This is a genomic window from Pseudomonas brassicacearum (genome assembly GCF_009601685.2).
GTDB classification, from domain to species: Bacteria; Pseudomonadota; Gammaproteobacteria; order Pseudomonadales; family Pseudomonadaceae; genus Aquipseudomonas; species Aquipseudomonas kilonensis_B.
On sequence record NZ_CP045701.2, the window covers coordinates 1018070 to 1044384 of the forward strand.

The following is a 26315-nucleotide window of genomic DNA, read 5'->3' on the forward strand; positions in this document are numbered from 1 at the left end:
GGTTCCTGGCGCAAGTTGAGCTATAATCGCCGCCCTTTTTTGAATCACCTGCCAGGCGATTTCCCATGACCAAACAGGCCGCCGAAGTCGCGAAACGCCGCACTTTCGCCATTATTTCCCACCCCGATGCCGGTAAGACCACCATCACCGAGAAGCTCTTGCTGATGGGCAAGGCGATTGCGGTCGCCGGCACGGTGAAATCTCGTAAATCCGACCGCCATGCCACCTCCGACTGGATGGAAATGGAAAAACAACGGGGTATTTCCATTACCACGTCGGTCATGCAGTTCCCGTATCGCGATCACATGATCAACCTGCTCGACACCCCGGGCCACGAAGACTTCTCCGAAGACACCTACCGCACCCTGACGGCAGTGGACTCGGCGCTGATGGTCCTCGACGGCGGTAAAGGCGTCGAGCCACGGACCATCGCGCTGATGGACGTCTGCCGCCTGCGGGACACGCCGATCGTCAGCTTCATCAACAAACTGGACCGTGACATCCGCGACCCGATCGAACTGCTCGACGAGATCGAAGCGGTCCTGAAGATCAAGGCGGCGCCGATCACCTGGCCGATCGGCTGCTACCGCGACTTCAAGGGCGTGTACCACCTGGCCGACGACTACATCATCGTCTACACCGCCGGGCATGGTCATGAACGCACCGAAACCAAAATCATCGAGAAGCTCGACTCCGACGAGGCCCGCGCCCACCTGGGCGACGAGTACGACCGTTTTGTCGAGCAACTGGAACTGGTGCAGGGTGCCTGCCACGAGTTCAACCAGCAGGAGTTCCTCGACGGCCAGCTGACCCCGGTGTTCTTCGGTACTGCCTTGGGCAACTTCGGTGTGGACCATGTGCTCGACGCCGTGGTCGATTGGGCCCCGCGCCCGCTGGCCCGTGTCGCCAACGAGCGCACCGTGGAGCCGGTGGAAGAGAAGTTCACAGGCTTCGTGTTCAAGATCCAGGCGAACATGGACCCCAAGCACCGCGACCGCATCGCCTTCATGCGCATCTGCTCCGGCAAATACGAAAAGGGCATGAAAATGCGCCACGTGCGCACAGGCAAGGACGTGCGCATCGGCGACGCCTTGACGTTCTTCTCCTCGGAACGCGAGCAGTTGGAAGAAGCCTTTGCCGGTGACATCATCGGTCTGCATAACCACGGCACCATCCAGATCGGCGACACCTTCACCGAAGGCGAAACCCTGGGCTTCACCGGCATCCCGCACTTCGCCCCGGAACTGTTCCGCCGCGTACGCCTGAAGGATCCGCTCAAATCCAAGCAACTGCGCCAGGGCCTCCAGCAACTGGCCGAAGAAGGCGCCACCCAGGTGTTCTTCCCGACTCGCAGCAACGACATCATCCTCGGTGCCGTCGGTGTGCTGCAGTTCGACGTCGTCGCCAGCCGCTTGAAAGAGGAATACAAGGTCGAATGCTCCTACGAGCCGATCACCGTGTACTCCGCGCGTTGGGTCGAATGTGGCGACAAGAAGAAACTCGAGGAATTCTCCAACAAGGCCGTGGAAAACCTCGCGTTGGACGGCGGCGGTCACCTGACCTACCTGGCCCCGACCCGGGTCAACCTGGCGCTGATGGAAGAGCGCTGGCCGGATGTGAAATTCCGCGCGACGCGTGAGCACCACTAAGCGCTGAGCGTTGAAACCGAAACCCCGTTGCGAAAGCTGCGGGGTTTTTTATGGCTTGTCCCGTGTCCTGAACATAAATAATTCACTGTGGGAGCGAGCCTGCTCGCGAAAGCGGTGGGTCAGTGTGCCTGGATGTTGGATGTACTGGCGCCATCGCGGGCAAGCCTTGCTCCCACAGTGGATCTTCAGTGGGCCAGAAACGGGTGTTAGGCACCGTTTCCTCTGTGGGAGCAAAGCTTGCTCGCGATAGCGGCGGGTCAGCTTGCCTGGATGTTGGGTGTGCCGCCGCCATCGCGGGCAAGCCTTGCTCCCACAGTGGATCTTCAGTGGGCAAGAAACGTGTGTTAGGCACCGTTTCCTCTGTGGGAGCAAAGCTTGCTCGCGATAGCGGCGGGTCAGCTTGCCTGGATGTTGGGCGTGCCGCCGCCATCGCGGGCAAGCCTTGCTCCCACAGTGGATCTTCAGTGGGCCAGAAACCTGTGTTAGGCACCGTTTCCTCTGTGGGAGCAAAGCTTGCTCGCGATAGCGGCGGGTCAGCTTGCCTGGATGTTGGGTGTGCCGCCGCCATCGCGGGCAAGCCTTGCTCCCACAGTGGATCTTCAGTGGGCAAGAAACGTGTGTTCGGCACCGTTTCCTGTGGGAGCAAAGCTTGCTCGCGATAGCGGTGGGTCAGTGTGCCTGGATGTTGGATGTACTGGCGCCATCGCGGGCAAGCCTTGCTCCCACACTTTTGGGCGTTAGTTGCTTTGGAGATAAGTCTTATTCGAAACCAATCTGTCGGGCGGTGGCATTTATGGTGGTTTGGGAGCGTCTTATCTGGTGAACCGGCCTGTTCAGAACTAGATTTTCTTGAGCACCGTCAGGTCCCGGCTTTATCCGGAAAAGAAGGAATTGGCTATGAACAAGCTGCTACGCATGATGTTTTTGCTGAAGGTGTTGGTGATGTTGTCGCTGGGCTCCACAGCGGCGTGGGCGGAGTGCGATGAGCACGAGCAGCACGCGTCGAGTGGCTCGGTGGCGCAGGGTGAGTTGATGCTGGCCGCGACGGATGCGGACGCAGGTGATCCAGACGATGGCGAGGATGATGATGGTTCGCCAATCGACACGCCGGATGACGATGAGGATGCGGAGGGCGATAGCCAGACGTAGATTTCTGACCTAAAGAAAACCCCTCCAGCCCCAACTGAGACTCAGTCGGGGTTGGAGGGGTTTTTTATCGCAGGTACCTGTTACGCCGCGCCATCGAGGAATTGCTCGGCGTAGTGACACGCCACCTGCCGGTTATCCAGCAACCGCAACGCCGGTTCTTCAGTCTGGCAGCGCTCGGTGGCATACGGGCAGCGCTTGTGGAAGGCGCAGCCGGACGGCGGGTTGAGCGGGTTGGGCAATTCGCCGACGATCTTGATCTTCGGCTTGTTCGGGTCCGGGTGGATGGTTGGGGTGGCCGACAGCAGCGCCTGGGTGTACGGGTGCAACGGACGGCTGTAGATGGACTCGTTGGGACCCATTTCCACCGGGCGGCCGAGGTACATCACCATCACGTCGTCGGCCACGTGCTGCACCACCGCCAGGTTGTGGGAAATGAACACGTAGGCGGTGTTGAATTCCTCCTGCAGGTCCATGAACAGGTTCAGCACCTGGGCCTGGATCGATACGTCCAGCGCCGACGTCGGTTCGTCCGCCACCAGCACCTTGGGTTGCAGCATCATGGCGCGGGCCAGGGCGATACGCTGGCGCTGGCCGCCGGAGAACATGTGCGGGTAGCGCTGGTAATGCTCGGGGCGCAAGCCCACCTGCTTCATCATCGCCTGGACTTTTTCCCGCCGTTCGGTGGCCGACAGGCTGGTGTTGATCAGCAACGGCTCGGCCAGTTGATCACCGACTTTCTGCCGTGGGTTGAGGGACGCATAGGGGCTCTGGAACACCATCTGCACGTCTTTGCGCAACTGCTTGCGTTCGGCCTTGTTGGCGCCGCTCACTTCCTGGCCGGCGATTTTCAGGGAGCCGGTGGACGGCTCTTCGATCAGCGTCAGGGCCCGGGCGAGGGTGGATTTGCCGCAACCGGATTCGCCCACCACGGCCAGGGTCTTGCCGGCTTCCAGTTCGAACGACACGCCGTTGAGGGCGCGCACGGTCGCATGGCCCTTGAACATGCCGCGGGACACTTCGTAATGACGGGTCAGGTCACGGGCGGTAAGTACGACGGCCATCACGCCACCTCCTGGTTCAACGGGTAGAAGCAGCGGGCGAGGCTGTTGGATTTCGGATCGAGAGCCGGGCGTTGTTGACGGCAGTTGTCCTGCACGTACGGGCAGCGCGGCGACAGCAGGCAACCCTGTGGACGGTCGTAGCGACCGGGGACGATGCCGGGCAAGGTCGCCAGGCGCTCGGCGCCCATGCTGTGCTCCGGAATCGCCGCCAGCAGCGCTTCGCTGTACGGGTGGGCGGGGATGTCGAACAGTTCGGGCACCTTGCCGACTTCCACCGCTTGGCCGGCGTACATCACGCACACGCGCTGGGCGGTTTCAGCCACCACGGCGAGGTCGTGGGTGATCAGCACCAGGCCCATGTCTTGCTCTTTTTGCAGGGCCAGCAGCAGGTCCATGATCTGCGCCTGGATGGTCACGTCCAGGGCGGTGGTCGGTTCGTCGGCGATCAGCAGCTTCGGCTCGCCGGCAATCGCCATGGCAATCGCCACGCGCTGGCTCATGCCGCCGGACAGTTGATGCGGGTAGGCGTTCATACGGCTGGCGGCGCCCGGGATCTCGACTTTTTCCAGCAGTTCGATGGCGCGCTTGCGGGCGGCCTTGCCGGACATTTTCAGGTGCAGACGCAGCACTTCTTCGATCTGGAAACCCACGGTGTAGCTGGGGTTGAGTGCAGTCATCGGGTCCTGGAAAACCATCGCCAGGTCCTTGCCGACGATCTGCCGGCGCTGGCGGTTGCTCAGCTTGAGCATGTTCTTGCCGTCGAAGTTCAGCGCATCGGCGGTGACGATGCCAGGGTGCTCGATCAGCCCCATCAGCGCCATCATGGTCACGGATTTACCCGAGCCCGATTCGCCGACGATGGCCAGGACTTCGCCTTTGTCCACGGACAGGTCCAGGCCGTCGACCACCGGTACGGCGGTGGCGTCGCCGAAGCGAACGTTGAGATTCTTGATTTCTAGCAGTGACATGGGAATCTCCTCAGGCGGCATTCTTGAGTTTCGGGTCCAGCGCATCGCGCAGCCCGTCGCCCATCAGGTTGATTGCCAGCACGCTGAGCAAAATGGTCAAGCCAGGCAGGCTCACGACCCACCAGGCGCGTTCGATGTAGTCGCGGGCCGAGGCCAGCATGGTGCCCCACTCCGGGGTGGGCGGCTGGACGCCGAGGCCGAGGAAGCCCAGGGCGGCGGCGTCGAGGATCGCCGAGGAAAAGCTCAGCGTCGCCTGGACGATCAGCGGTGCCATGCAGTTGGGCAGCACGGTGATGAACATCAGGCGTGGCAGGCCGGCACCGGCCAGGCGGGCGGCGGTCACGTAGTCGCGGTTCAGCTCGCCCATCACGGCGGCGCGGGTCAGGCGCACGTAGGACGGCAGCGAGACAATGGCGATGGCGATCACGGTATTGATCAGGCCAGGGCCGAGGATGGCGACAATCGCCACGGCCAGCAGCAGCGAAGGCAGGGCCAGCATGATGTCCATCAGGCGCATGATGGTCGGGCCGAGCAGGCGTGGGAAGAACCCGGCGAACAGCCCCAGCAGGATGCCCGGGATCAGCGACATCACCACCGACGACAAGCCGATCAGCAGCGACAGGCGCGAACCCTGGATCAGGCGCGAGAGCAAATCGCGGCCCAGTTCGTCGGTGCCCAGCAGGAACTGGATTTGCCCGCCCTCAAGCCACACCGGTGGCGTCAGCAGGAAGTCGCGGTATTGCTCGCTCGGGTCGTGAGGCGCGACCCACGGGGCGAAGATCGCGCAGAACACGATCAGGGTCATGAACAGCAGCCCGGCCACGGCGCCCTTGTTGCGGGAAAACGCGTGCCAGAATTCTTTGTACGGGGACGGGTACAGCAGGCTTTGATCGACTGCTACCGCGGTAGTTGGAGTACTCATGGTTTTGATCTCAGCGCTGGTGACGGATGCGTGGGTTGGCAAAGCCGTAGAGGACGTCCACGACGAAGTTGACCAGAATCACCAGGCAGGCGATTAACAGGATGCCGTTCTGCACCACGGGATAGTCCCGGGCGCCAATGGCTTCGATCAGCCACTTGCCGATGCCCGGCCAGGAGAAGATCGTTTCGGTCAGCACCGCGCCGGCCAGCAGCGTGCCGACTTGCAGGCCGACCACGGTCAGCACCGGGATCAGCGCGTTGCGCAGGCCATGCACGAACACCACGCGCGAAGGCGATAGGCCCTTGGCGCGGGCGGTGCGGATGTAGTCTTCGCGCAGCACTTCGAGCATCGAGGAGCGGGTCATGCGGGCGATCACCGCCAGCGGAATGGTGCCCAGCACGATGGCCGGCAGGATCAGGTGGTGCAGCGCATCGAGAAACGCGCCCGGCTCATCGGCCAGCAGGGTGTCGATCAGCATGAAGCCGGTTTTCGGCTCGATGTCGTAGAGCAGGTCGATCCGTCCCGATACCGGGGTCCAACCGAGGGACACCGAGAAGAACATGATCAGGATCAGGCCCCACCAGAAGATCGGCATCGAGTATCCCGCCAGGGAGATACCCATCACCCCATGGTCGAACAGGGACCCTCGCTTGAGTGCCGCGATCACCCCGGCCAGCAGGCCCAGGATACCGGCGAACAACAGCGCGGCCATGGACAGCTCCAGGGTCGCGGGGAACAGCGAGCTGAACTCGGTCCATACGCTTTCACGGGTACGCAGCGATTCGCCGAGATCGCCGTGGGCCAGTTTGCCGATGTAGTCCAGGTACTGGGCATACAGCGGTTTGTTGAGGCCAAGGCGTTCCATTGCCTGTGCATGCATTTCGGGATCGACCCGACGTTCGCCCATCATCACTTCCACGGGGTCGCCGGGGATCATGCGAATCAACGCGAAGGTCAGCAAGGTGATGCCGAAGAACGTGGGGATCAATAATCCCAGTCGGCGGGCAATAAAACTAAACATCTTCAGGTGTACCTCATCAGCCGGTTAGGCGTGCCCGGTAGCCCTTGGGGTCAAGGGTTGCCAGGCGTTTTCTTATCTACTTCACCTGGGTGGTGGCGAAGTTATTGGTGGTGAGCGGGCTAATCACGTAGCCCTCTACGTTGTTGCGCATTGCCGTGAACATGCGAGTGTGGGCCATGCTGATCCAAGGCTGGTCCTGGTTGAAAATCACCTGGGCCTGTTCATAGAGCTTGGCGCGTTCCTCGGGGTTCACTGTGGCGCGTGCCTCGTCGATCAGCGCCTGGAATTTCTCGTTGCACCAGCGCGCGTAGTTTTCGCCGTTCTTGGCGGCCTCGCAACTGAGCATAGGCGTCAGGAAGTTATCCGGGTCACCGTTGTCGCCCGCCCATCCGGCGGAGACCATGTCGTGCTCGCCGTTTTTCGCGCGCTTGAGCATTTCGCCCCATTCCATCACGCGGATGTCGACCTTGATTCCGACTTTCGCCAGGTCCGCCTGCATCATCTGCGCGCCGAGCATCGGGTTGGGGTTGGTCGGGCCGCCGCCGTTGCGCGTGAACAGGGTGAACACGGTGCCTTCCGGCACGCCGGCTTCCTTGAGCAACTGACGGGCTTTGTCCAGGTCGCGGGTCGGGTTCTTCAAGTCGTGGTTGAAGCCCAGCAGGGTCGGCGGGTACGGGTTGACCGCCACGGTGGCGTTGCCCTTGCCGAACAGCGCGTTGACGTAGGCTTCCTTGTCGAAGGCCAGGTCGATGGCTTTGCGCACCCGCACATCGCTCATGTATTTGTGGCTGGTGTTCAGGGCGGTGTAGGAGACGGTCATCGCATCCAGCTCGGCGACCTTCAGGTTCGGGTCTTTCTTGATGCTGGGGATGTCATCGGGTTTGGGGTACAGCGCGATCTGGCACTCGTTGGTCTTGAGTTTCTGCATGCGCACGTTGTTGTCGGTGGCGATCGCCAGTATCAGCGCATCGGCTGGCGGCTTGCCACGGAAGTAGTCCGGGTTGGCCTTGAAGCGCACCTGGGCGTCCTTGCTGTAGCGCTGGAAGATGAACGGGCCGGTGCCGATCGGCTTGCTGTTGAGGTCGCCGGCCTTGCCTGCCTTGAGCAACTGATCGGCGTATTCGGCCGGGTAGATCGAGGAGAAGGCCATGGCGATGTCGGCCAGGAACGGTGCTTCGCGGCGGGTCAGGGTGAACTTGACCGTGTGCTCGTCGACTTTCTCGACGCTCTTGAGCAGTTCCTTGAAGCCCATGCTTTCAAAGTAGGGGAAGCCCACGCTCGACAGTTTGTGCCACGGGTGATTCGGGTCCAGCTGGCGCTGGAAGCTCCAGACCACGTCGTCGGCGTTCATTTCGCGGGTCGGCTTGAAGTAGTCGGTGGTGTGGAACTTGACGCCCTTGCGCAGGTGGAAGGTGTACGTCAGGCCATCGTCACTGATGTCCCAGGATTCGGCCAGGGCCGGAATCACTTCGGTGGTGCCGGGCTTGAAATCGGCCAGGCGATTGAAAATGGTTTCCGCCACGGCGTCGGCGGTGACTGCAGTCGTGTACTGGACCATGTCGAAGCCTTCCGGGCTGGCTTCTGTGCAAACCACCAGGGGTTTGGCCGTGGCGCCAACGGCAACGCTCAGCAATGCGGCGGCGATGGCGGCGCGTAGGGGAATCATGTTCATCGTCAATCCTCTGCAATCGGGTAATTGGCAAAAGACCGGACGGTCAACCTTGTGAGTCGACCGCCCGGTGGCAGTTTAGAGAATGTTGAACGGGATGGTGGTGACCAGGCGGAACTCGTTGACGCTGCCGTCGGCCTGGTTTTCGCTGGCGCGGTGCGTGGTGTAAGTGGCGCGTACCGCGGTGGCTTTCAGCGGGCCGCTTTGTACGGCGTAAGACGCACCGATGCCGTATTCGTAGTGATGTTCACCGTCCATGGCTTTCACATCGGTATAGCCGGTGCTGTTGTAATGCGTACCATCGATGCCCCAGCCGCGAGCCTGGTAGATGTTGAACTTCAGGCCTGGCACGCCGTATTCAGCCATGTTCAGGCCATAGGCGATCTGGAAGGATTTCTCGTTCGGGCCGTTGAAGTCCGACAGCAGGGAGTTGGCCAGGTAGATGCCGTTGGTTTCGTGCAGGTAGTCGAAGTACTCGTTACCGTCCACTTCCTGGTACGAGAACGTCAGGCTGTGGGCCTGGTGAGTCAGCCCGAACGACAGGGAGTAGGTATTGTTGTCGATATCACCCAGTTTGCTTTTGCCCGAGTCCACAGTCCTGTAGTAGTTCAGGCCGGTGGTCAGGCTCAGTACCGAGCTGTCGCCCAATACGTGGCTGGCGCCGAAGTAGTATTGGTTCCACAGGTCTTCGGCCTGGGTGCCCCACAGGCTGGTGGTGAGGCTGGCGAACGGCTGGTAAGTGATACCGGCGGTGTTCACATGATCAGCTTCGGCCGAGGAGCTGCCGTATTCGGAGCGGAACTTGGCGAGGCTTTGCTCGGTACGGGGAGAGTTACGGTCGAAGGTCGCGACGTCGAATGCCAGGTTTTCCAGCTCTTCGCTGTGCAGGCTCACGCCCTGGAAGCTCGAAGGCAGGGCGCGGTTACCGATCACGTCGACCATCGGGCTGCTGAAGTTTTGACGACCGGCGGTCAGGGTGGTGTTGGAAACGCGTGCCTTGACGTTCGCCAGGCCCAGTTTGCTCCACTGGTCGACGGCGTCGCCATCGGAGTGCGCCAGGGTACGGTTGGAACCGCCCATGATGTCATCGTGATCACCGAGCAACGCGATAGCGTTATAGGCCGCGACTTCGGTGCTGAAGCCAACGGTGCCTTGGGTGAAGCCGGAGGTGTAGTTCAGGATGGTGCCCTGGACCCAGTTGGTCCGGCGCGAATCGCTGCGATCAACACCGTCGCGCGTGTAGCTGAAGGCGCCGCCGCGGCGTTTCAGTTCGTTGGAATACCAGTTGCGAGTGCTGCCACTGACCGACTGGCCTTCTACGAAGCCGGTGGCTTCGGATTGAGCGCTGGTGGTCTTGACGGTCACCGGATTGAACGCCTGGCTCTGCGATTCTGCGTAGGCCGTGGCCGTGACGCTGCTGATGGCCAAGGCCAGTAACGCGGTGCTGCTCAGTTTCATGGATAAAGCTCCTTTTCTTTCTTTTAATGCCGTTCTTTTTTGGTGATACGGCTATTGGTTTTTGCAACTCATTCACAGCTAGCAAACGTTTGCATGGCGCCTGATCGGCGAATTCAGGCAAGACGTCTGCGTGAGGGCTTCCTGGGAAGCCCTCGCTGTGCAGCTAGGCGGTTATGGGTTCAGGCTGACGCCCGAGAACACGTTGCGACCGAAGGGGCTGACTTTGAACCCTTCGACTTTGGCACTCAGCGGCTGGTTGACCGTCGAGTGGGCGACAGGGGTGATCGGCACTTGCTGCTTGAGCAACTGCTGGGCCTGTTTGTAGAGCACGGTGCGCTGGTCGCGGTCGGTAACGACCTTGGCCTGCTTGATCAGCTTGTCGTAGTCCTGGTCACACCACATGGAGTAGTTGTTGCCGCCAATGGCGTCGCAGCTGTACAGCGTGCCCAACCAGTTGTCCGGGTCCCCGTTGTCACCGGTCCAGCCGATCAGGCTGATGTCGTGCTCGCCGTTCTTGGTGCGCTTGATGTACTCGCCCCATTCATAGCTGACGATCTTCACCTTCAGACCGATCTTGGCCCAGTCAGCCTGAAGCATTTCGGCCATCAGCTTGGCGTTGGGGTTGTACGGGCGTTGTACCGGCATGGCCCAGAGGGTGATTTCGGTGCCTTCCTTGACCCCGGCGGCCTTGAGCAATTGCTTGGCTTTTTCCGGGTTGTAGGGAACGTCCTTGATGGTGTCGTCGTAGGACCATTGGGTTGGCGGCATGGCGTTCTGCGCCAGTTGCCCCGCGCCCTGGTACACGGCATTGAGAATGCTTTGCTTGTTCACCGCCATGTCCAGCGCCTGGCGCACTTCGACCTGGTCGAACGGCTTGTGGCGAGTGTTATAGGCGATGTAGCCCAGGTTGAAGCCGGGCTTCTCGATCAACTGCAGCTTGGGGTCGTTCTTCAAGGCCGGCACATCGGCCGGACGCGGATGCAGGGTGACCTGGCATTCGTTGGCCTTGAGCTTCTGCACCCGCACCGAGGCGTCGGTGTTGATGGAGAAGATCAGGTTGTTCAGCTTGACCCGTTCCGGCGCCCAGTACTGCTTGTTGGCGACGTAGCGGATGTTGGAGTCTTTCTGGTAGCTCTTGAACTCGAACGGCCCGGTGCCGATCGGCTTCTGGTTGATGTCGCTCGGCTTGCCGTTCTTGAGCAACTGCTCGGCGTACTCGGCCGACAGGATCGCGGCAAAACTCATGGCGATGTTCTGGATGAACGCGGCGTCCACGCTGTTGAGGGTCATGACCACGGTCAGCGGCCCGGTCGCTTCCACCTTGGCGATGTTCTTGTTCAGGCTCATGCCGTTGAAGTACGGGAACTCGGTGGGGTAGGCCTTGCGGAACGGATGCTGCGGGTCAAGCATGCGGTTGAAGGTGAACAGCACGTCGTCGGCGTTGAAATCCCGGGTCGGTGTGAAGTAGTCGGTGGTATGAAACTTCACGCCTTCGCGCAGGTGAAACGTGTACGTCAGGCCGTCTTCGGAAATGTCCCAACGGGTCGCCAGGCCTGGGACGACATTGGTCGCGCCTTTTTCAAACTCGGCCAGGCGGTTGTACAGCGGCTCGGCGGCATCGTTGTCGGTGGCCGTGGTGTATTGCGCGGTGTCGAAGCCGGCGGGGCTGCCTTCGGAACAGAACACCAGGCTGCCGCCAGCGGCCTGGGCTGCGGATGTGGCGGCCAGCAGGCCGGTGCCCAGCAATGCGGATAAAACCAAGGTATGGCGCATGACGCTCCCTCTCTCGTTCGGGGTGTTTAACAGTGAACCGGTGTCCTTCCGGGGACAGGTCCGGAGCACTGAGCTCATTCCATTGCGTAGCGATGCCGCAGGGTTGGCAAGCCGTCCAGGCCTCGACGGTAGGAGTCGTGGGCCAGGCGGTAAATGCGTAATGCCTGAAAGACTTGTGGGAAAAGGCGATACGTCCTAAACCAACTGCTGTGGTACGCAGTGCTTTTGGATGTAGGCGATTTCCTGAGTCTTGGTCTCGGCAGATACAGCAACGGCGACGTTGAGGACGCCGCCGTTGCCTGTCTTTATTTGCTGACGCTGACGCCGTAGAAGGAGTTCAAGCCAAATGGGCTGATCTTGAAATCCTGCACGTTGGCGCGCATGGGTTGATACACCGTCGAGTGAGCGATAGGTGTCATTGGCACGGCATCCTTGAGGACGTGTTGTGCCTGTTTGTACAGTTCGGTGCGCTTGGCTTGGTCGGTGGTGCGCTTGGCTTCCTTGACCAGACCGTCGAATTTCTTGTCGCACCATTTGGAGAAGTTGTTGCCGGCCAGCGAGTCGCAGCCGAACAGCACGTTGAGCCAGTTGTCCGGGTCACCGTTGTCACCGCTCCAGCCGATGATCATCGCCTGGTTCTCGCCGCCTTTGGAACGCTTGATGTACTCGCCCCATTCGTAGCTGACGATGTTGACGTTCAGGCCGATTTTCTTCCAGTCGGACTGCAGCATCTCGGCCATCAGCTTGGCGTTCGGGTTGTACGGACGCTGGACCGGCATCGCCCACAGGGTGATGTTGGTGCCTTCCTTGACGCCGGCTTCCTTGAGCAGCTCCTTGGCTTTCTCAGGGTCGTACTTGGCGTCCTTGATGGTGGTGTCGTAGGACCATTGGGTCGGCGGCATGGCGTTGACCGCCAGTTGGCCAGCGCCCTGGTAGACCGAATCGATGATCTGCGGCTTGTTGACCGACATGTCCAGCGCCTGGCGAACTTTCAGGTCGGCCAGAATGTTTGGCTCATTGCTGCCCTTGATCTTGTCCATCACGTTGTAAGCGATGTAGCCCAGGTTGAAACCCGCCTGGTCAGGCATCTTCAGCGCTTTATCTTCCTTCAGGGACTTGAGGTCGGCCGGGCGTGGGAAGAGGGTGATCTGGCATTCGTTTTTCTTGAGCTTTTGCATGCGCACCGACGGGTCGGTGGTGATGGCGAAGATCAGATTGTCGATCTTCACGTCTTCAGGCTTCCAGTAGTTCTTGTTCCCGGTGTAGCGGATGTTGGAGTCTTTCTGGTAGCTCTTGAACACGAACGGGCCGGTGCCGATCGGCTTCTGGTTGATGTCGGAGGCCTTGCCTTCCTTGAGCAGTTGGGCGGCGTATTCGGCGGACTGGATCGAGGCGAAGCTCATGGCCATGTTCTGGATGAACGCGGCGTCGACATCCTTGAGGGTGAACTTGACGGTGTGGTCGTCGACTTTATCGATCTTGGTGATGTTGGTGTCCATCCCCATGTCGGTGAAGTACGGGAACTCGGTCGGGTAGGCCTTACGGAACGGGTCGTCCTTGTTGATCATGCGATTGAAGGTGAACAGCACGTCGTCGGCGTTGAACTCGCGGGTCGGCTTGAAATACGGGGTGGTGTGGAACTTGACGCCTTCACGCAGGTGGAAGGTATAGGTCAGGCCGTCGTCGGAAATATCCCACTTGGTCGCCAGGCCAGGAATCACGGCGGTGCCGCCACGTTCGAACTGGGTCAGGCGGTTGAACATGGTCTCTGCAGAGGCGTCGAAGTCGGTTCCGGTGGTGTACTGACCAGGGTCAAAACCGGCCGGGCTCCCTTCGGAGCAGAACACCAGGTTAGTCGCGGCGGAAGCGAAAGGAGCGCTGGCTAGTAAGCTTGCGCCGACTAAAAACGGAATGACCGCTTGTTTAAGCATGTTGGCCTCATGATTTGTTGTCATTTTTGGATTTGAGGGCGACCTCGTGAGTCGTCCTGCGGATACTTATGCAGGCCCCATACCCAATGCAAGATCCAGAGCCGTTACAAGCCTGAAACAGTGGCACGGACGTACCTTAATGTCGCATCTGTGTAACTTCTGACGCATTTGATCGTTTGCGCGTGTTTTTTTGGGGCTGATTGCGCTCTTTCCCGGTGCGCCGCGTGGCGCTGGCGCACCGGGAAGGGGCGGGTATTACTTCTTCAAACCCACGCCGTAGAAGGGTGTAAGGCCGAAGGGGCTGAGTTTGAAATCCACCACCTGCCTGTTTATCGGCTGGAATACCGTGGAATTGGCGATCGGGGTGATCGGCACCTGTTGCTTGAGGATTTTCTGCGCTTGTTGATACAAATCGATCCGTTTCTGGCGGTCTGTCGAGACTTTGGCCTGCTGGATCAAGCGGTCATACGCCGGGTCGCACCACTTGGCGTAGTTGCTGCCCTTGACCGCCGCACAGCTGTACAGCACCCCCAGCCAGTTGTCGGGGTCGCCGTTGTCGCCGGTCCAGCCGTAAATCATTGCATCATGTTCGCCATTTTTTGCACGCTTGATGTACTCGCCCCATTCATAACTGACGATGTTGGCCTTGATCCCAATCTTGGCCCAATCCTGCTGGATCATCTGCGCAGACATTCGCGCATTGGGGTTGGAGGCGCGCTGCACCGTCATCGCCCATAAATCGATGGTGGTACCCGGCGCAACCCCGGCTTCCTTGAGTAGCGCCTTGGCCTTGGTCACGTCATGAGGCGCGTCCTGGATGGTCGGGTCGAACGACCACTGGGCCGGCGGCAACGCGTTTTGCGCCAGCTGCCCGGCGCTCTGGTACACGGCCTTGATGATTGCCGGCTTATCGATGGCCATGTCCAGCGCCTGGCGGACCTTGAGCTGATCCAAAGGCGGATGCGTGACGTTGTAGGCCAAAAAGCCCAGGTTGAAACCGGGCTGCTTGAGCACTTGCAGGTTGGGGTCTTGCTCGATTACCTCGATGTCGGCCGGACGCGGATAACCACTGACCTGGCATTCGCCACGCTTGAGCTTTTGCAGGCGCACGGCGGCGTCGGGGGTGATGGAAAAGATCAGGTTGTCGAGCTTCACGTCCTCGGGTTTCCAGTACGCAGTGTTGGCGGCGTAGCGGATCTGCGAGTCCTTCAGGTAGCGCTTGAACATGAACGGCCCGGTGCCAACGGGTTTCTGGTTGAGGTCGCCGGCCTTGCCTTGTTTGAGCAACTGCGCGGCATATTCGGCTGATTGCACGGAGGCAAAACTCATCGCCAGGTTCTGTACGAAGGCGGCGTCGACGTTGTTCAGGTTGAAGCGCACGGTGTGTTCGTCGACTTTTTCAACGCTCTTGATCGTAGTGTTCAGGCCCATGTCGGTGAAGTACGGCGACTCGGTGGGGTAGGCCTGGCGAAACGGGTGTTGTGGGTCGAGCAGGCGCTGGAAGGTGAACAGCACGTCGTCGGCGTTGAACTCGCGGGTGGGGGTGAAGTAGTCGGTGGTGTGGAATTTCACCCCGTCGCGCAGGTGGAAGGTGTAGGCCAGGCCATCGGGGGACACCTCCCAGCTCGTCGCCAATCCGGGTTCGACCTCGGTGCCGCCGCGCTTGAATTGGGTGAGGCGGTTGAAGACGGTTTCGGCTGAGGCGTCGAAGTCGGTGCCGCTGGTGTATTGGCTGGGATCGAACCCGGCGGGGCTGGCTTCGGAGCAGTAGACCAGGGTGGTGGCGGCCTGGGCCATTGGGGCGCTGCTGATCAGGGCCAGGGTCAGCAGGAGGGGCTTGAAGGTGGTTCTGTCCATGAAATCCCTTGGGGGTGGTGAGGTTTTTCAGGAGAGTAGCGTTGTGGGCAGGGGTGTTGGAAATATCGAAAAGTGAGGGGGACCGTTGGGTTTGGGTATAGCCTCTTGGACGAGGCGGCTTTACAGCCGACCTGGCGCTCCCGGTCGTACACCCGTCAGGTCTGTGGGAGCAAAGCTTGCTCGCGAGGCGGCCTTATAGCCGACCTGGCTCTCCCGGCTGTACCCCCGATCCAAGTGTGTGCGGGCTTGCTCGCGAAGGCGGCCCAAATGAGTTGATTGTTAAGCGGGGATTTGAACGACTATCCAGGAGACGTCGTCATCGATAAGGAGGGGGCTTAACAGCTCAGATCCAAGCAACTGGGCCTGTGTCACATCGCTCAAGTCAGCCCAAAAGCCATCGGTTGCAAAAGCCAGTTTTTCACCTCCAATGGTCGTCCTTGTGACAATCTCGGGATCTGGTCTATTCCGTGCTTTGAAACACCGGCTTATCCGATGCCGGCCTGGATCTGCTGCCAGTTGTCGGTGGTCACGATCGCGCTTCCAGTTGGCAAGACAGTGAGGTGCTGTGAACCAGGTGATCGGGCGGTTTGAAGAAACAATGCCGGCGCAGCAGTCGCCTTCGTAAGCGATGGTGAGAAGTCCTGCAGCGGCTACACCGACCAGATAGCTCGCTGACCCTGTGAAGGCTGTTGAAAAGAGTTGCTCGTGTACGTCATTCAATACCTCCTTGAGTAACGCCGCCGCTTCTTCATGGCTGTTATCCGAACAACCCTGTGCGACTTTCTCGAAATACAGTGTGAGTATTTGATCGACCAGCGCCTGTGCGAGCAGGCCACTGCCTGGTCTTGACGTGCCGTCTACGACGACAAGCAGTCCTCGTGCTCCGTCGAACCTTGCTCCTACACCGTCTCGGTTTTCATCTCTTGCCCGACCTTTAATCGACCTGGCTGAGTGAATCATTGGATGTCGCCCAACTGTTTCAGGCGCTGATAAATCAGTTTGCCTCGGCCTGGGTTTGCGCTGACGGAATGGAAGCTTTGTATTACATAATCCAGTGAATTGAGTGCCAGCAGCTCGGTGATGCCGGTCGCAACATACGTTCGTAGTGCCTGATCTGCCTGGCGAACCTCCTCCAGCAAACTCTCTCGGCCGTCTATGACGAGAACGATATCCTCGACATCTTTGTGGTAGGCATCGCCGTTGCCGCGGCCTTTGAATGCTTCGAGCTTGGTCGCGATAAAGTAGGCGGGTTTGAAAATTTTGATCGCAATCCCGCTGGGCAGCGTGAAGGTGTCTGCGTTCGCCAGGCCGTCCACAAACCAGCGGTTTTCATAACCGAGCACCTCCTTCACGGAGGGCATCACGTCGACGATCACATCGTTGAACTTGAACCGGCACGTTACGTCGCTGTACTCGGCGGTAATCTTGAAACCCTTATTGGCCAAGCGCTCTGTCAGTCTTTGCCAGTCAGCGATGCCTCCTAGCTCAATCACCAGGTCCACGTCGTCAGTGCTGCGAATATCGTCCAGCACAATGTCGTCAGTACACAGAAGCCAGGTGGTCGAGCCGCCAACGAAGGCGACCTCTTTTAAAAGCTCGTCACCCAATCCCAGTGCGACGGCACTCAACATCTCGTAGTTGTGATCGGAGGCAATGCTCAAAGGCCCATCCCTTTTTTAAGCAGTTGAATGGCGACGCTGGTTTCGCGAGGTCCGCCCAACCGTATTGAGTCCACCAAGGCCAAGTAGTGATAGAGGGTTCGGTCGTTCTTCACGGCTTCCGGCACTGTCTTATAAATCGGTTCGATGGTTTGGCCGCGTTCTGTGCCGTGTGGGTCGGGCCAGACATGGATATTCCCGCCGACGCTTTTAAGGTGTTTGGACAGCACCGGTGATGCAAAGCCTGTTGGAATTCCGCGCGCCAGGGCGCCAGGCTTGACAGGGAAAAAGTACTTCAGCGCGTGCTCGGTAATCTTTAAAAGCGCCAGGCGATTCACTTTGGGCAAGGAGGTTTCATAGTCGTTTGTTACCAGTCCAGCCTCCCGGCACCGGGCGATCGAGTTCGATATCTCGCTTTTGCTCAAGCCCAAGGATTCAGCCAGGGCTCTGAGGGTGTAGCGGTCTTCCCATTTGGCGGCGGTCCTTTTCTGGGAAAGATTATCGTCGGCGTCCCAGCCTTCCCACTGGAACGAGTCTGCGTCGATGATGCGTTTTATGGCGAGCTCTAAGTTGTCCCAGGGTTTTTCAGGCGGCGGGGCGGTGATGAATGTTGGCTCAGGGCTGTAGTCATCCGGCAGTAAGTCAATCTGGGATAAGCCGCCCCATGCCACTGTTTGGCTGCCTGTCGGAGACACTTCCTCCTGCGCGTGAAGGCTGGTCATTTTGTACATGAGCAAAATATCTTGACTTTTCACGTCGGTTAAATCTCTGTTTGTCCACATTCCATAAAATGTGGACAAGTGTTGCTCACTGTTTTTTATGATGTCAAATATTATTTTAGGGCGAGAAGCGGAAAAGTAACCAAAACGCTACCTGCCCCCACTACTCGGCACTTCGCCTAGGCTCGGTGTGCCCGAGCGCAGGCATGGTTAACGGGGAGCCTCAGATCAACGTCCATCGCGAGGCGGCCTAGTAGCCGACCTGGTTCTCCCGGTCGTACACCCATCAGATCTGTTTGAGCAGGATCTGTGGGAGCAAAGCTTGCTCGCGAGGCGGCCTTACAGCCGGCCTGTTTCTTCGGCTGTCCCCAACCCAAATTGTGGGAGCGAGCTTGCTCGCGATGAGGCCAGTAAGCTCAACATCCATGTGACTGAACCACCGCCATCGCGAGCAAGCTTTGCTCCCACAGGAGAAACGCGGTCTCACCAAGAGTCAGGTCGGCTACTAGGCCGCCTCGTGGCGGACGTTGATCTGGGGTGCCCCGTTAACCACGCTGGCTGAACGAAGGTATTGCGCAGTGGGCAACCCGGCATGGATGCCGGGTTAACCGCGCTGGGCCATGGATGGCCCTTCGCGGCGGCCCACGGAGCAATGCCTTCGTTCAGGCATGCCGAGCCTAAGCGAGGCACCGAGTGGTGGGGCCATGAGCGTTTTGCTTACTTTTGCGCTTCTCAAAAGTGAGCCGCCGTCAGGGCGGAACCATTAGTCGCCGTCACCAAAAAAACGGATATACACACATCTCTGAAAAGGGGCCGCTGCGCAGCCCAGCGGGAGCAAGCTCCCTCGCCACGGGGTTTGCAGCGCCAGGAAGTGTGATGGGTCATTCATTTGTGTAGGAGGGATCACCAGTCCTGAAACGAAACATCCCACAGCTTTTTAGGGTTGCCGCTCGGAAGTGGGCTCTCTAACCTTTGAACGTCGCTGCCTAATCAGCGACCGGGTGTGGAAACCTGAACCTTTAGCAGTGGCATGGCTGAACATCGTGTTGCCGACGTCTGGTTTCGTCTGCAAACTGCGTCTTGGCGGCTGTGCGTGGGCAGACTTCGTCTGGCCGGGTCCTGCTAACCGGTATTTCCACCCCACGTACCGCTGCCACCTATTGTCGCGTGGAAACGACACAGGGATGGCTCCAACTTTAAGCAGGAGAATTGAATATGGATAAGTCAGTCCCCGACCCACCCTTCAACAAAACCAACCCCCTTTCCGGCTTCGACTCCATCGAAGACCTACTCAAAGACCGCGCCGCCGCCGAGCGTGCTCTCAATCATTACCTCAACCCAAAACCTCCAGAATCAAGCACCGACCCGCGCATCGACAGCCTGTTTTCCGTCACCGCCAAAGCTGACGCCGACACACTACTGACCAGCACCTCCGAAACCCTGGCTTCGATAAAAGCCATGGCCGAGGACCTGGCTTTCGAAGTAGAAGGCACGCGGCGCAGCGTGGCGTTGGGGATTCATCAATTGGTGGAGTTGTGCCAGTTGCTGGTGGACAAGGCGTTGGATCAGTTAGAGGCGACGGTCAGTTCTGCCGAGGTACAGGGTTAACCATTGCTGTACGGCCATTCACCTGTAAGTTCTGACAGTAGACGGATAGCGCGCTTGATCATACGGTGAACTCAGGCGCGCGTTCCGTCAGTAGCGATGCCCCAATCATTTTTTCAACGAAAGGGGCGTAACCATGGCCGCTAAAGAAATTCGCATGTCGTTTGAAGACTTTGAGGGCGACGGTAAAAAAGAAATGGTGATCGAGTTTTATTCCAGAAAGAAACTCGAGTTTGCGAGGTATCTTACGTCCTCGAAGAACGATGGAAGGTACGACAAGGTCGAGGTCAAAGGTGACGTCGATGGAGACGGCGACTTCGATTCGCGTGACAGAAAATTGGTCCTCAAGCTCGCTCAAGCCGCCGTGGCCATGCTGAAGTAAGTGTCACGGTCTACGCTGCGCGATGCAACCCAATGGATGAGGTGTCGCGATGGTTGCCGAAGAAGTTCGCATAACGCTCAGAAACCTTGACGGTGACGATTGTCCCGAAGTCAGGTTTGAATTTTACTCCGATCAAAAGTGTTATTTCGTTACCTTTGTTTCCTCGTCTTTAAAGAATGGAGTCTATAACGACGTGCGTATAAAAATTGACTTGAATGAGGATGGCAAGCGAGATATGAAAGATGTTTCTTTACTGGCTCGCCTCGCTCAAGCAGCGGTACCTCTGTTGAAGATAGCGACCAAGTAGACATTCTCAAATCGAGAGCGATATTGGGGAACCGGTTTGAGGCGTTTTTTAAAACTGCAGATTCCACCGCTCCAACTGACGCATACGATGACTTAGGGGTTCATGTTTATTTTGATAAGCAGGATACCGTTATCGGCCTGGAGTTTTTGAAGTGGAGCGATCTCAGTTGGCGGGGGCAACGTTTGGTTGGCACAGGGGCTCCATCTGCCTGACACACCGAGGTGTCAGGTTTGGGTCTGCTGTGCAGCCCAACGGGGATAAATCCCCTCGCCACAAGGGCTTCATTGGGCTGCACAGTCAGCGCATCGATTACTGCATCAACACCTCAACCACCCCATCCGCCGTCATCGTCACCTTGCTGGTACCCGCTTCCACTTCAGGCGTGACCGACTCCGCATCCATCGAAGCCCCTTTCATCATCATCTGCGGGCGCATGTACGGTTGTGGATAACCGTTGGTATTGAAGTTCAGGTTGACGATCTTGTAACCCTTGCCGCCCAAGGCTTCGGTGGCCAGTTGGGCGCGGGCCTTGAAGGCGTTGACGGCGTCCTTGAGCAGGGCGTCTTCGCTGCTTTGGCGGGTAGCGGTGGCGATGGCGAAGTCCATGCCACCCATTTTCAGGTCGCCCAGCAGTTCGCCGGTGAGTTTGGACAGGGCGGCGAAGTCGGCGCTTTCCAGGCGCAGTTCGGCGCGCTCACGCCAGCCGGTGATTTTCTGGCCTTTGTTGTCGTAGATCGGGTAGCTGTTGCGGCTGCCTTGGCGCAGGTTGATGTCCTTGACCTCTTTGGCTTGGCCGATGGCTTTGTTCAGCGTGGTGCTGACGGCGGCGGCGAGTTTGGCCGGGTCCGTGTTCTGTTCTTCGGTGTAGAGGGTGACGATCATCAGGTCGCGGGCCACTTCCTGGCTGGCTTCGGCGCGCAGGGATATCTGGTTGTAGTGAAGCTCGTCGGCGGCCAGGGCCGGCAGGCTGGCGACGGTGCCGAGGCTGAGGGCGAGCAGGGCGGCGGGGCGACTGAACGTGTGCATGAAAGCTCCTTGGAATGATGCGCAGGGGTGAGGTCCGGGCCTGCGTGAACGTTAAGACTCTAGCTTTTATGGGCGGGTTCGCACAGTTACAACTTCTATACAGATGTGCATGAGTCCAATGGACAGGGGGTGTGTCATTTCGAGGCTGTGGCGCTTTGCCGCATAGCTGCCTGTGCAAGCCGCGCCTTGGTTATACTCCGTGCGATTCGCCTGGAGCGCTCATCAGGAGAGCTCATGCTCACCCCTTTGCAAATGACATCCGCCTCTCGCCAGAACCTCTGGCGCCTGACATTCATCCGTATCCTGGTCCTGGCGGCCCAGGCCGGCTCGGTGGGGCTCGCCTATTGGTTCGACCTGCTGCCGCTGCCCTGGCTGCAACTGGCGATCACCCTGGCTTGCTCCAGCGTGCTCTGCGCACTGACGGCGATTCGCCTGCGCACCTCGTGGCCGGTGACCGAGCTGGAATACGCCGTACAGCTGGCCGGCGACCTGTTTATCCACAGCGCGCTGCTGTATTTCTCCGGCGGCTCCACCAACCCCTTCGTTTCCTATTACCTGGTGCCTTTGACCATCGCAGCGGTGACGTTGCCGTGGCGCTATTCGCTGATCCTTTCAGGCATCGCCCTGGCGCTGTACACCTTGCTGCTGGCACGGTTCTACCCATTGGAAACCTTTCCCATCGCCCGGGAAAACCTGCAGATCTACGGCATGTGGCTGAGTTTCGCCCTGGCCGCGGCGGTCATCACGTTTTTTGCCGCGCGCATGGCCGAGGAGCTGCGCCGCCAGGAAGAACTGCGGGCCATCCGCCGTGAAGAGGGCCTGCGCGACGAGCAATTGCTGGCCGTGGCGACCCAGGCCGCTGGCGCAGCCCATGAATTGGGTACACCGCTGGCGACCATGAGCGTGCTGCTCAAGGAGATGCGCCAGGATCACCACGACCCGGCGCTGCAGGACGATCTCAGTGTGCTGCAGGACCAGGTCAAGCTGTGCAAGGAAACCTTGCAATACCTGGTGCGCGCCGCCGAGGCCAATCGGCGGTTGGACATCGACATGCAAGCGGTCACCTTCTGGCTCGACGATGCCTTGAACCGCTGGCACCTGATGCGCCCGGAAGCCAGTTATCGCTTCCAGTGCCTGGGCAAGGGTGTGGTGCCGCGCATGGCCCCGCCGCCAGACCTGACCCAGGCGCTGCTGAACCTGCTCAACAATGCCGCCGACGCTTGCCCCGAAGGGCTGGAAGTGGCGTTGGACTGGAACGCCTATGAGCTGACCATCAGTATTCGCGACCACGGCGCCGGTGTGCCGCTGGCGATTGCCGAGCAAATCGGCAAGCCGTTCTATACCACCAAGGGCAAAGGTTTCGGCCTGGGCCTGTTTTTGAGCAAAGCCAGCGTGACACGCGCCGGCGGCTCGGTGAAACTCTACCCCCATGAGGAAGGCGGCACGCTCACCGAGCTGCGCCTGCCCCATGCCGACCGAGGAGACGAACATGAGTGACGAGATCCAAGTCGACGGCGAAGAGCTGCCGCACCTGTTGCTGGTAGATGACGACGCCACGTTTACCCGCGTCATGGCCCGGGCCATGTCCCGTCGCGGTTTTCGCGTCAGCACCGCAGGTTCTGCCGAGGAAGGCCTGACCATCGCCCAGGCCGACCTGCCGGACTACGCCGCCCTGGACCTGAAAATGGACGGCGATTCCGGCCTGGTGCTGTTGCCCAAGCTGCTGGAGCTGGACCCGGAGATGCGTGTGGTGATCCTCACCGGCTACTCGAGCATCGCCACCGCGGTCGAGGCCATCAAGCGCGGCGCCTGCAACTACCTGTGCAAACCGGCGGACGCCGATGATGTGCTGGCGGCGCTGTTGTCCGAGCACGCCGACCTCGACACCCTGGTGCCGGAAAACCCCATGTCGGTGGATCGCCTGCAATGGGAGCACATCCAGCGGGTGCTGACCGAGCACGAAGGCAATATTTCGGCCACGGCTCGCGCTTTGGGCATGCACCGGCGGACTTTGCAGCGCAAATTGCAAAAGCGTCCCGTGCGTCGCTGAACCTGCGCTGAACGAATGCTGTCCACCCTCGCGGCACGTCGGGCCGTTGTTTTATGATCGGCCCGAGTTTTTTCCCTATTGAGCCTTAACCATGAATCAGAACGCTGAATATTCCGCGGTCAATGACGCGGTGCGCGGGCAGTTTTTCCGCCGTGTCTGGCAAATGACCACGCCGTACTGGCGCAGTGAGGAGAAGGGCAAGGCCTGGACGTTGTTGATCGCCGTGATTGCGCTGTCGCTGTTCAGCGTGGCGATTTCGGTATGGTTCAACAATTGGTACAAGGATTTCTACAACGCCTTGCAAGAGAAGGATAGCGCGGCATTCTGGCAGTTGATCCTGTATTTCTGCGGCATCGCAGCAGTGGCGATCCTCGGCGCTGTCTATCGCTTGTACCTCACGCAGATGCTCACCATCCGTTGGCGGGCTTGGCTCACCGAGCAGCATTTCGCCCGTTGGCTCAGGGACAAGAACTATTACCGACTGGAGCAGGGCGGTTATACCGATAACCCGGACCAGCGGATTTCCGAAGACCTCAACAGTTTCACCTCAAAAACGCTGGAGTTGGGCCTGGGCCTGCTACGCACCGTAGTCAGCCTGGTGTCGTTCTCGATTATTTTATGGGGCATCTCTGGCAGCATTGACGTGTTCGGTTACACCATCCCGGGTTATATGTTCTGGTGCGTTCTGGTGTACGCGGCGGTGGGCAGTTGGCTGACTCACCTGATCGGTCGCCGCCTGATCGGTCTCAACAACAACCAGCAGCGCTTCGAAGCCGACCTGCGTTTCTCGATGGTGCGGGTGCGGGAAAACGCTGAGAGTATCGCTCTCTACAATGGCGAGCCCAACGAAAACCGTCGCCTGAGCGAGCGTTTCGGCCTGGTGTGGCACAACTTCTGGAACATCATGCAGGTGTCCAAACGCCTGACGTTTTTCACCTCGGGTTATGGGCAGATCGCGATCATCTTTCCGTTCATCGTCGCTGCGCCGCGCTATTTCGCTGGCAAAATCCAATTGGGCGAGCTCATGCAGATCGGCTCTGCGTTCGGCAATGTGCAGGAAAATTTCAGTTGGTTCATCGACGCTTACGCTGAACTCGCGGCGTGGCGCGCCACCTGCGATCGTCTGCTGAGCTTTCGCCAGGCCATGAGCGACAACGAAGACCGCGTGCCGGCCATTGACGTGCAAAACCAGGGCAGTGCATTGCAAGTGCAAGAACTGGGGTTGGACCTGGCCGATGGCCGCCATCTGCTCAGCAAGACCAATATGACCGTCGAGCCGGGGGAGCGGGTGATGCTCAGTGGACGTTCGGGCAGCGGTAAATCCACGCTGTTCCGGGCGATGGGGCACCTGTGGCCCGAAGGACACGGCGCGATCCGCTTACCCGCGGCGCGTTATTTATTCCTGCCGCAAAAACCCTACCTGCCCATTGGCACGTTGCGCGAGGTGCTGAGTTATCCACAGCCGGGCGACACGTACCCGCACGAGCGTTACGCCCAAGTGCTGGAAACCTGCCGCCTGCCGCATCTGGTGTCGCGACTGGACGAGGCCAACCACTGGCAGCGCATGCTCTCGCCCGGCGAGCAGCAACGCCTGGCTTTCGCCCGCGCATTGCTTTATGCACCGCAATGGTTGTACATGGATGAGGCCACGTCGGCGATGGATGAAGAAGACGAGGCGACGCTGTACCAGGCGCTGATTGACCAGTTGCCAGGCCTGAGCATCGTCAGCGTTGGTCACCGAAGCAGTTTGAAACGTTTCCATCCACGACATGTGCGTATCGAAAATGGCCAACTCGTGGAGCGCACCGTGGCAGCATAAACACCGAAAACCTGTGGGAGCGAGCTTGCTCGCGATAGCGATGTATCAGTTGATATTGATGTGGCTGACCCTCCGCCATCGCGAGCAAGCTCGCTCCCACAAGGTTTTTTGGTGAACCTGATGCTTGTGCACGCAACCGCTCTAGTGCGGGAGTGAGCCCGCTCGCGATGACTGCGAATCGGTTTCAGCGCCAGACTCGCCACTTCACCCACGGTGATCGTACAACCACGTTGCGCTATGATGATGCCATTCAGCCGTTTAACGAGACACAGCCCCATGGAAAGACCGATCGACGTACCACGCCTTCCCCGCAAGCGCCGCAGCCTGGCGCAGGAGCTGGTGACGGTGTTGACCGAGCAGATTCGCGACGGCCTGCTCAAGCGTGGCGATAAATTGCCCACCGAGTCGGCGATCATGGAAGCCCATGGCGTCAGTCGCACGGTGGTGCGCGAGGCGATTTCCCGCTTGCAGGCGGCCGGCCAGGTGGAAACCCGCCATGGCATTGGTACTTTCGTGCTGGACACACCCAGCCCAAGCGGTTTTCGCATCGACCCGGCCACCGTGGTCACCTTGCGTGACGTGCTGGCGATCCTGGAGTTGCGCATCAGCCTGGAAGTGGAGTCCGCGGGGCTTGCGGCGCAGCGCCGCAGCGACGAGCAACTGGCCGCGATGCGCGCCGCCCTCGACGCCTTGAACGAAAGCGCCGCCCACGCCAGCGATGCGGTGGCCTCGGACTTCGCTTTCCACCTGGAAATCGCCCTGTCCACCGGCAACCGCTACTTCACCGACATCATGACTCACCTGGGCACCAGCATCATTCCGCGTACCCGGGTGAACTCGGCGCGCCTGGCCCACGATGACCAGCAGCGCTACATGAACCGCCTGAGCCGTGAGCACGAGGAAATCTACGACGCCATCGCCCGCCAGGACTCCGAGGCGGCCCGTGCGGCCATGCGTTTGCACCTGACCAACAGCCGCGAACGGCTGCGCCAGGCGCATGAAGAGGCGCAGGCGCAGGGCTAGCCGCTCGTCACTGCTGCTTGCTTGCGCTTGGCTGCATCGTAGGCGCTCTGTAGGAGCTGCCGAAGGCTGCGATCTTTTGATTTTGATCTTGATCTTGATCTTGATCTTTCACTTGGGACTCAAGTGTCTGGGGAAAGATCGCAGCCTCGTTGCACTCGACAGCTCCTACACGGCTCCTGCATAGCTCTTACATAGCACCTACACAGCTACTAGGACGCAGCCCGGTGGGGGAGCGAGCCCTTTGCCGCCGGGGCGCCTGTTGGCAGCG

22 protein-coding genes are annotated in these 26315 nt (G+C 59.6%); 9 read left to right on the forward strand and 13 right to left on the reverse strand.

Going from position 1 to position 26315, the window contains the following annotated elements; genetic code table 11:
- Window positions 1-65 precede the first annotated feature (65 nt).
- Together GFU70_RS04290 and GFU70_RS04295 are read left to right on the forward strand one after the other, a co-directional pair.
- Window positions 66-1649 carry a peptide chain release factor 3 gene (locus GFU70_RS04290; protein ID WP_058542927.1) on the forward strand — a complete coding sequence of 528 codons (1584 nt, stop codon included), beginning with the start codon at window positions 66-68 and terminating at the stop codon, window positions 1647-1649.
- Window positions 1650-2546: 897 nt separating this feature from the next.
- The gene (locus GFU70_RS04295; protein ID WP_058546776.1) at window positions 2547-2798 is read left to right on the forward strand and encodes a hypothetical protein; all 252 of its coding nucleotides are present in this window, start codon (window positions 2547-2549) and stop codon (window positions 2796-2798) included.
- A gap of 80 nt (window positions 2799-2878) precedes the next feature.
- Here GFU70_RS04295 and GFU70_RS04300 read toward each other — a convergent pair whose 3' ends face one another.
- The 12 genes from GFU70_RS04300 to GFU70_RS04355 form a co-directional block, all read right to left on the reverse strand.
- Window positions 2879-3859 (reverse strand): peptide ABC transporter ATP-binding protein, encoded by a 981-nt coding sequence (locus GFU70_RS04300; RefSeq protein WP_064107094.1) that lies wholly within the window; start codon window positions 3857-3859, stop codon window positions 2879-2881.
- Window positions 3859-4827 carry an ABC transporter ATP-binding protein gene (locus tag GFU70_RS04305; RefSeq protein ID WP_058546775.1) on the reverse strand — a complete coding sequence of 323 codons (969 nt, stop codon included), beginning with the start codon at window positions 4825-4827 and terminating at the stop codon, window positions 3859-3861. The genes GFU70_RS04300 and GFU70_RS04305 overlap by 1 nt, the downstream gene beginning before the upstream one ends.
- Window positions 4828-4837: 10 nt before the next feature.
- Window positions 4838-5749: an ABC transporter permease subunit gene (locus GFU70_RS04310; protein WP_058546774.1), complete on the reverse strand. Its 912-nt coding sequence runs from the start codon at window positions 5747-5749 to the stop codon at window positions 4838-4840.
- Between the two features lie 10 nt (window positions 5750-5759).
- Complete coding sequence (locus tag GFU70_RS04315) at window positions 5760-6770, reverse strand: ABC transporter permease subunit (RefSeq protein ID WP_058546773.1); 1011 nt, start codon at window positions 6768-6770, stop codon at window positions 5760-5762.
- Window positions 6771-6846: 76 nt separating this feature from the next.
- Window positions 6847-8442, reverse strand: a complete 1596-nt coding sequence (locus GFU70_RS04320; protein WP_116643171.1) for an ABC transporter substrate-binding protein — start codon at window positions 8440-8442, stop codon at window positions 6847-6849.
- A 75-nt stretch (window positions 8443-8517) separates the two neighbouring features.
- Window positions 8518-9897 (reverse strand): OprD family porin, encoded by a 1380-nt coding sequence (locus GFU70_RS04325; protein ID WP_116643170.1) that lies wholly within the window; start codon window positions 9895-9897, stop codon window positions 8518-8520.
- Window positions 9898-10068: 171 nt separating this feature from the next.
- The gene (locus GFU70_RS04330) at window positions 10069-11670 is read right to left on the reverse strand and encodes an ABC transporter substrate-binding protein (RefSeq protein ID WP_116643169.1); all 1602 of its coding nucleotides are present in this window, start codon (window positions 11668-11670) and stop codon (window positions 10069-10071) included.
- 305 nt (window positions 11671-11975) lie between these two features.
- The gene (locus tag GFU70_RS04335; RefSeq protein WP_058546769.1) at window positions 11976-13601 is read right to left on the reverse strand and encodes an ABC transporter substrate-binding protein; all 1626 of its coding nucleotides are present in this window, start codon (window positions 13599-13601) and stop codon (window positions 11976-11978) included.
- A gap of 255 nt (window positions 13602-13856) precedes the next feature.
- Complete coding sequence (locus tag GFU70_RS04340) at window positions 13857-15458, reverse strand: ABC transporter substrate-binding protein (protein WP_058546768.1); 1602 nt, start codon at window positions 15456-15458, stop codon at window positions 13857-13859.
- Window positions 15459-15737: 279 nt separating this feature from the next.
- On the reverse strand, window positions 15738-16418 hold the full coding sequence (locus GFU70_RS04345) for a serine/threonine protein phosphatase (protein WP_153387653.1): 681 nt from the start codon (window positions 16416-16418) through the stop codon (window positions 15738-15740).
- On the reverse strand, window positions 16415-17119 hold the full coding sequence (locus GFU70_RS04350; RefSeq protein ID WP_058546767.1) for a hypothetical protein: 705 nt from the start codon (window positions 17117-17119) through the stop codon (window positions 16415-16417). Before GFU70_RS04350 ends, GFU70_RS04345 begins: the two co-directional genes overlap by 4 nt.
- Complete coding sequence (locus GFU70_RS04355) at window positions 17116-17898, reverse strand: MarR family transcriptional regulator (protein WP_081264531.1); 783 nt, start codon at window positions 17896-17898, stop codon at window positions 17116-17118. The genes GFU70_RS04350 and GFU70_RS04355 overlap by 4 nt, the downstream gene beginning before the upstream one ends.
- A 1152-nt stretch (window positions 17899-19050) precedes the next feature.
- Between GFU70_RS04355 and GFU70_RS04360 the strand changes: the two genes are divergently transcribed.
- The 3 genes from GFU70_RS04360 to GFU70_RS04370 all read left to right on the forward strand — a co-directional run bounded on the left by GFU70_RS04360 (window position 19051) and on the right by GFU70_RS04370 (window position 20129).
- A complete protein-coding gene (locus tag GFU70_RS04360) occupies window positions 19051-19443 on the forward strand; it encodes a DUF6124 family protein (protein ID WP_058545385.1) in 393 nt (130 codons plus the stop codon).
- A gap of 133 nt (window positions 19444-19576) precedes the next feature.
- The gene (locus GFU70_RS04365; RefSeq protein WP_153387654.1) at window positions 19577-19822 is read left to right on the forward strand and encodes a hypothetical protein; all 246 of its coding nucleotides are present in this window, start codon (window positions 19577-19579) and stop codon (window positions 19820-19822) included.
- A 49-nt stretch (window positions 19823-19871) separates the two neighbouring features.
- A complete protein-coding gene (locus tag GFU70_RS04370) occupies window positions 19872-20129 on the forward strand; it encodes a hypothetical protein (protein ID WP_153387655.1) in 258 nt (85 codons plus the stop codon).
- A 309-nt stretch (window positions 20130-20438) separates the two neighbouring features.
- Here the strand turns inward: GFU70_RS04370 and GFU70_RS04375 are convergent, their stop codons facing one another.
- On the reverse strand, window positions 20439-21155 hold the full coding sequence (locus GFU70_RS04375) for an SIMPL domain-containing protein (protein ID WP_058545382.1): 717 nt from the start codon (window positions 21153-21155) through the stop codon (window positions 20439-20441).
- Between the two features lie 234 nt (window positions 21156-21389).
- Between GFU70_RS04375 and GFU70_RS04380 the strand changes: the two genes are divergently transcribed.
- The 4 genes from GFU70_RS04380 (at window position 21390) to GFU70_RS04395 (ending at window position 26047) form a co-directional block, all read left to right on the forward strand.
- Window positions 21390-22652 (forward strand): ATP-binding protein, encoded by a 1263-nt coding sequence (locus tag GFU70_RS04380; protein WP_058545381.1) that lies wholly within the window; start codon window positions 21390-21392, stop codon window positions 22650-22652.
- Window positions 22645-23205, forward strand: a complete 561-nt coding sequence (locus GFU70_RS04385; protein WP_003177957.1) for a response regulator transcription factor — start codon at window positions 22645-22647, stop codon at window positions 23203-23205. Before GFU70_RS04380 ends, GFU70_RS04385 begins: the two co-directional genes overlap by 8 nt.
- 91 nt (window positions 23206-23296) lie before the next feature.
- Window positions 23297-25024, forward strand: coding sequence for an ABC transporter ATP-binding protein/permease (locus GFU70_RS04390; RefSeq protein WP_116643164.1), 1728 nt, complete (start codon window positions 23297-23299; stop codon window positions 25022-25024).
- 276 nt (window positions 25025-25300) lie between these two features.
- On the forward strand, window positions 25301-26047 hold the full coding sequence (locus GFU70_RS04395) for a FadR/GntR family transcriptional regulator (RefSeq protein ID WP_058545379.1): 747 nt from the start codon (window positions 25301-25303) through the stop codon (window positions 26045-26047).
- The last annotated feature ends 268 nt before the right edge of the window (window positions 26048-26315 follow it).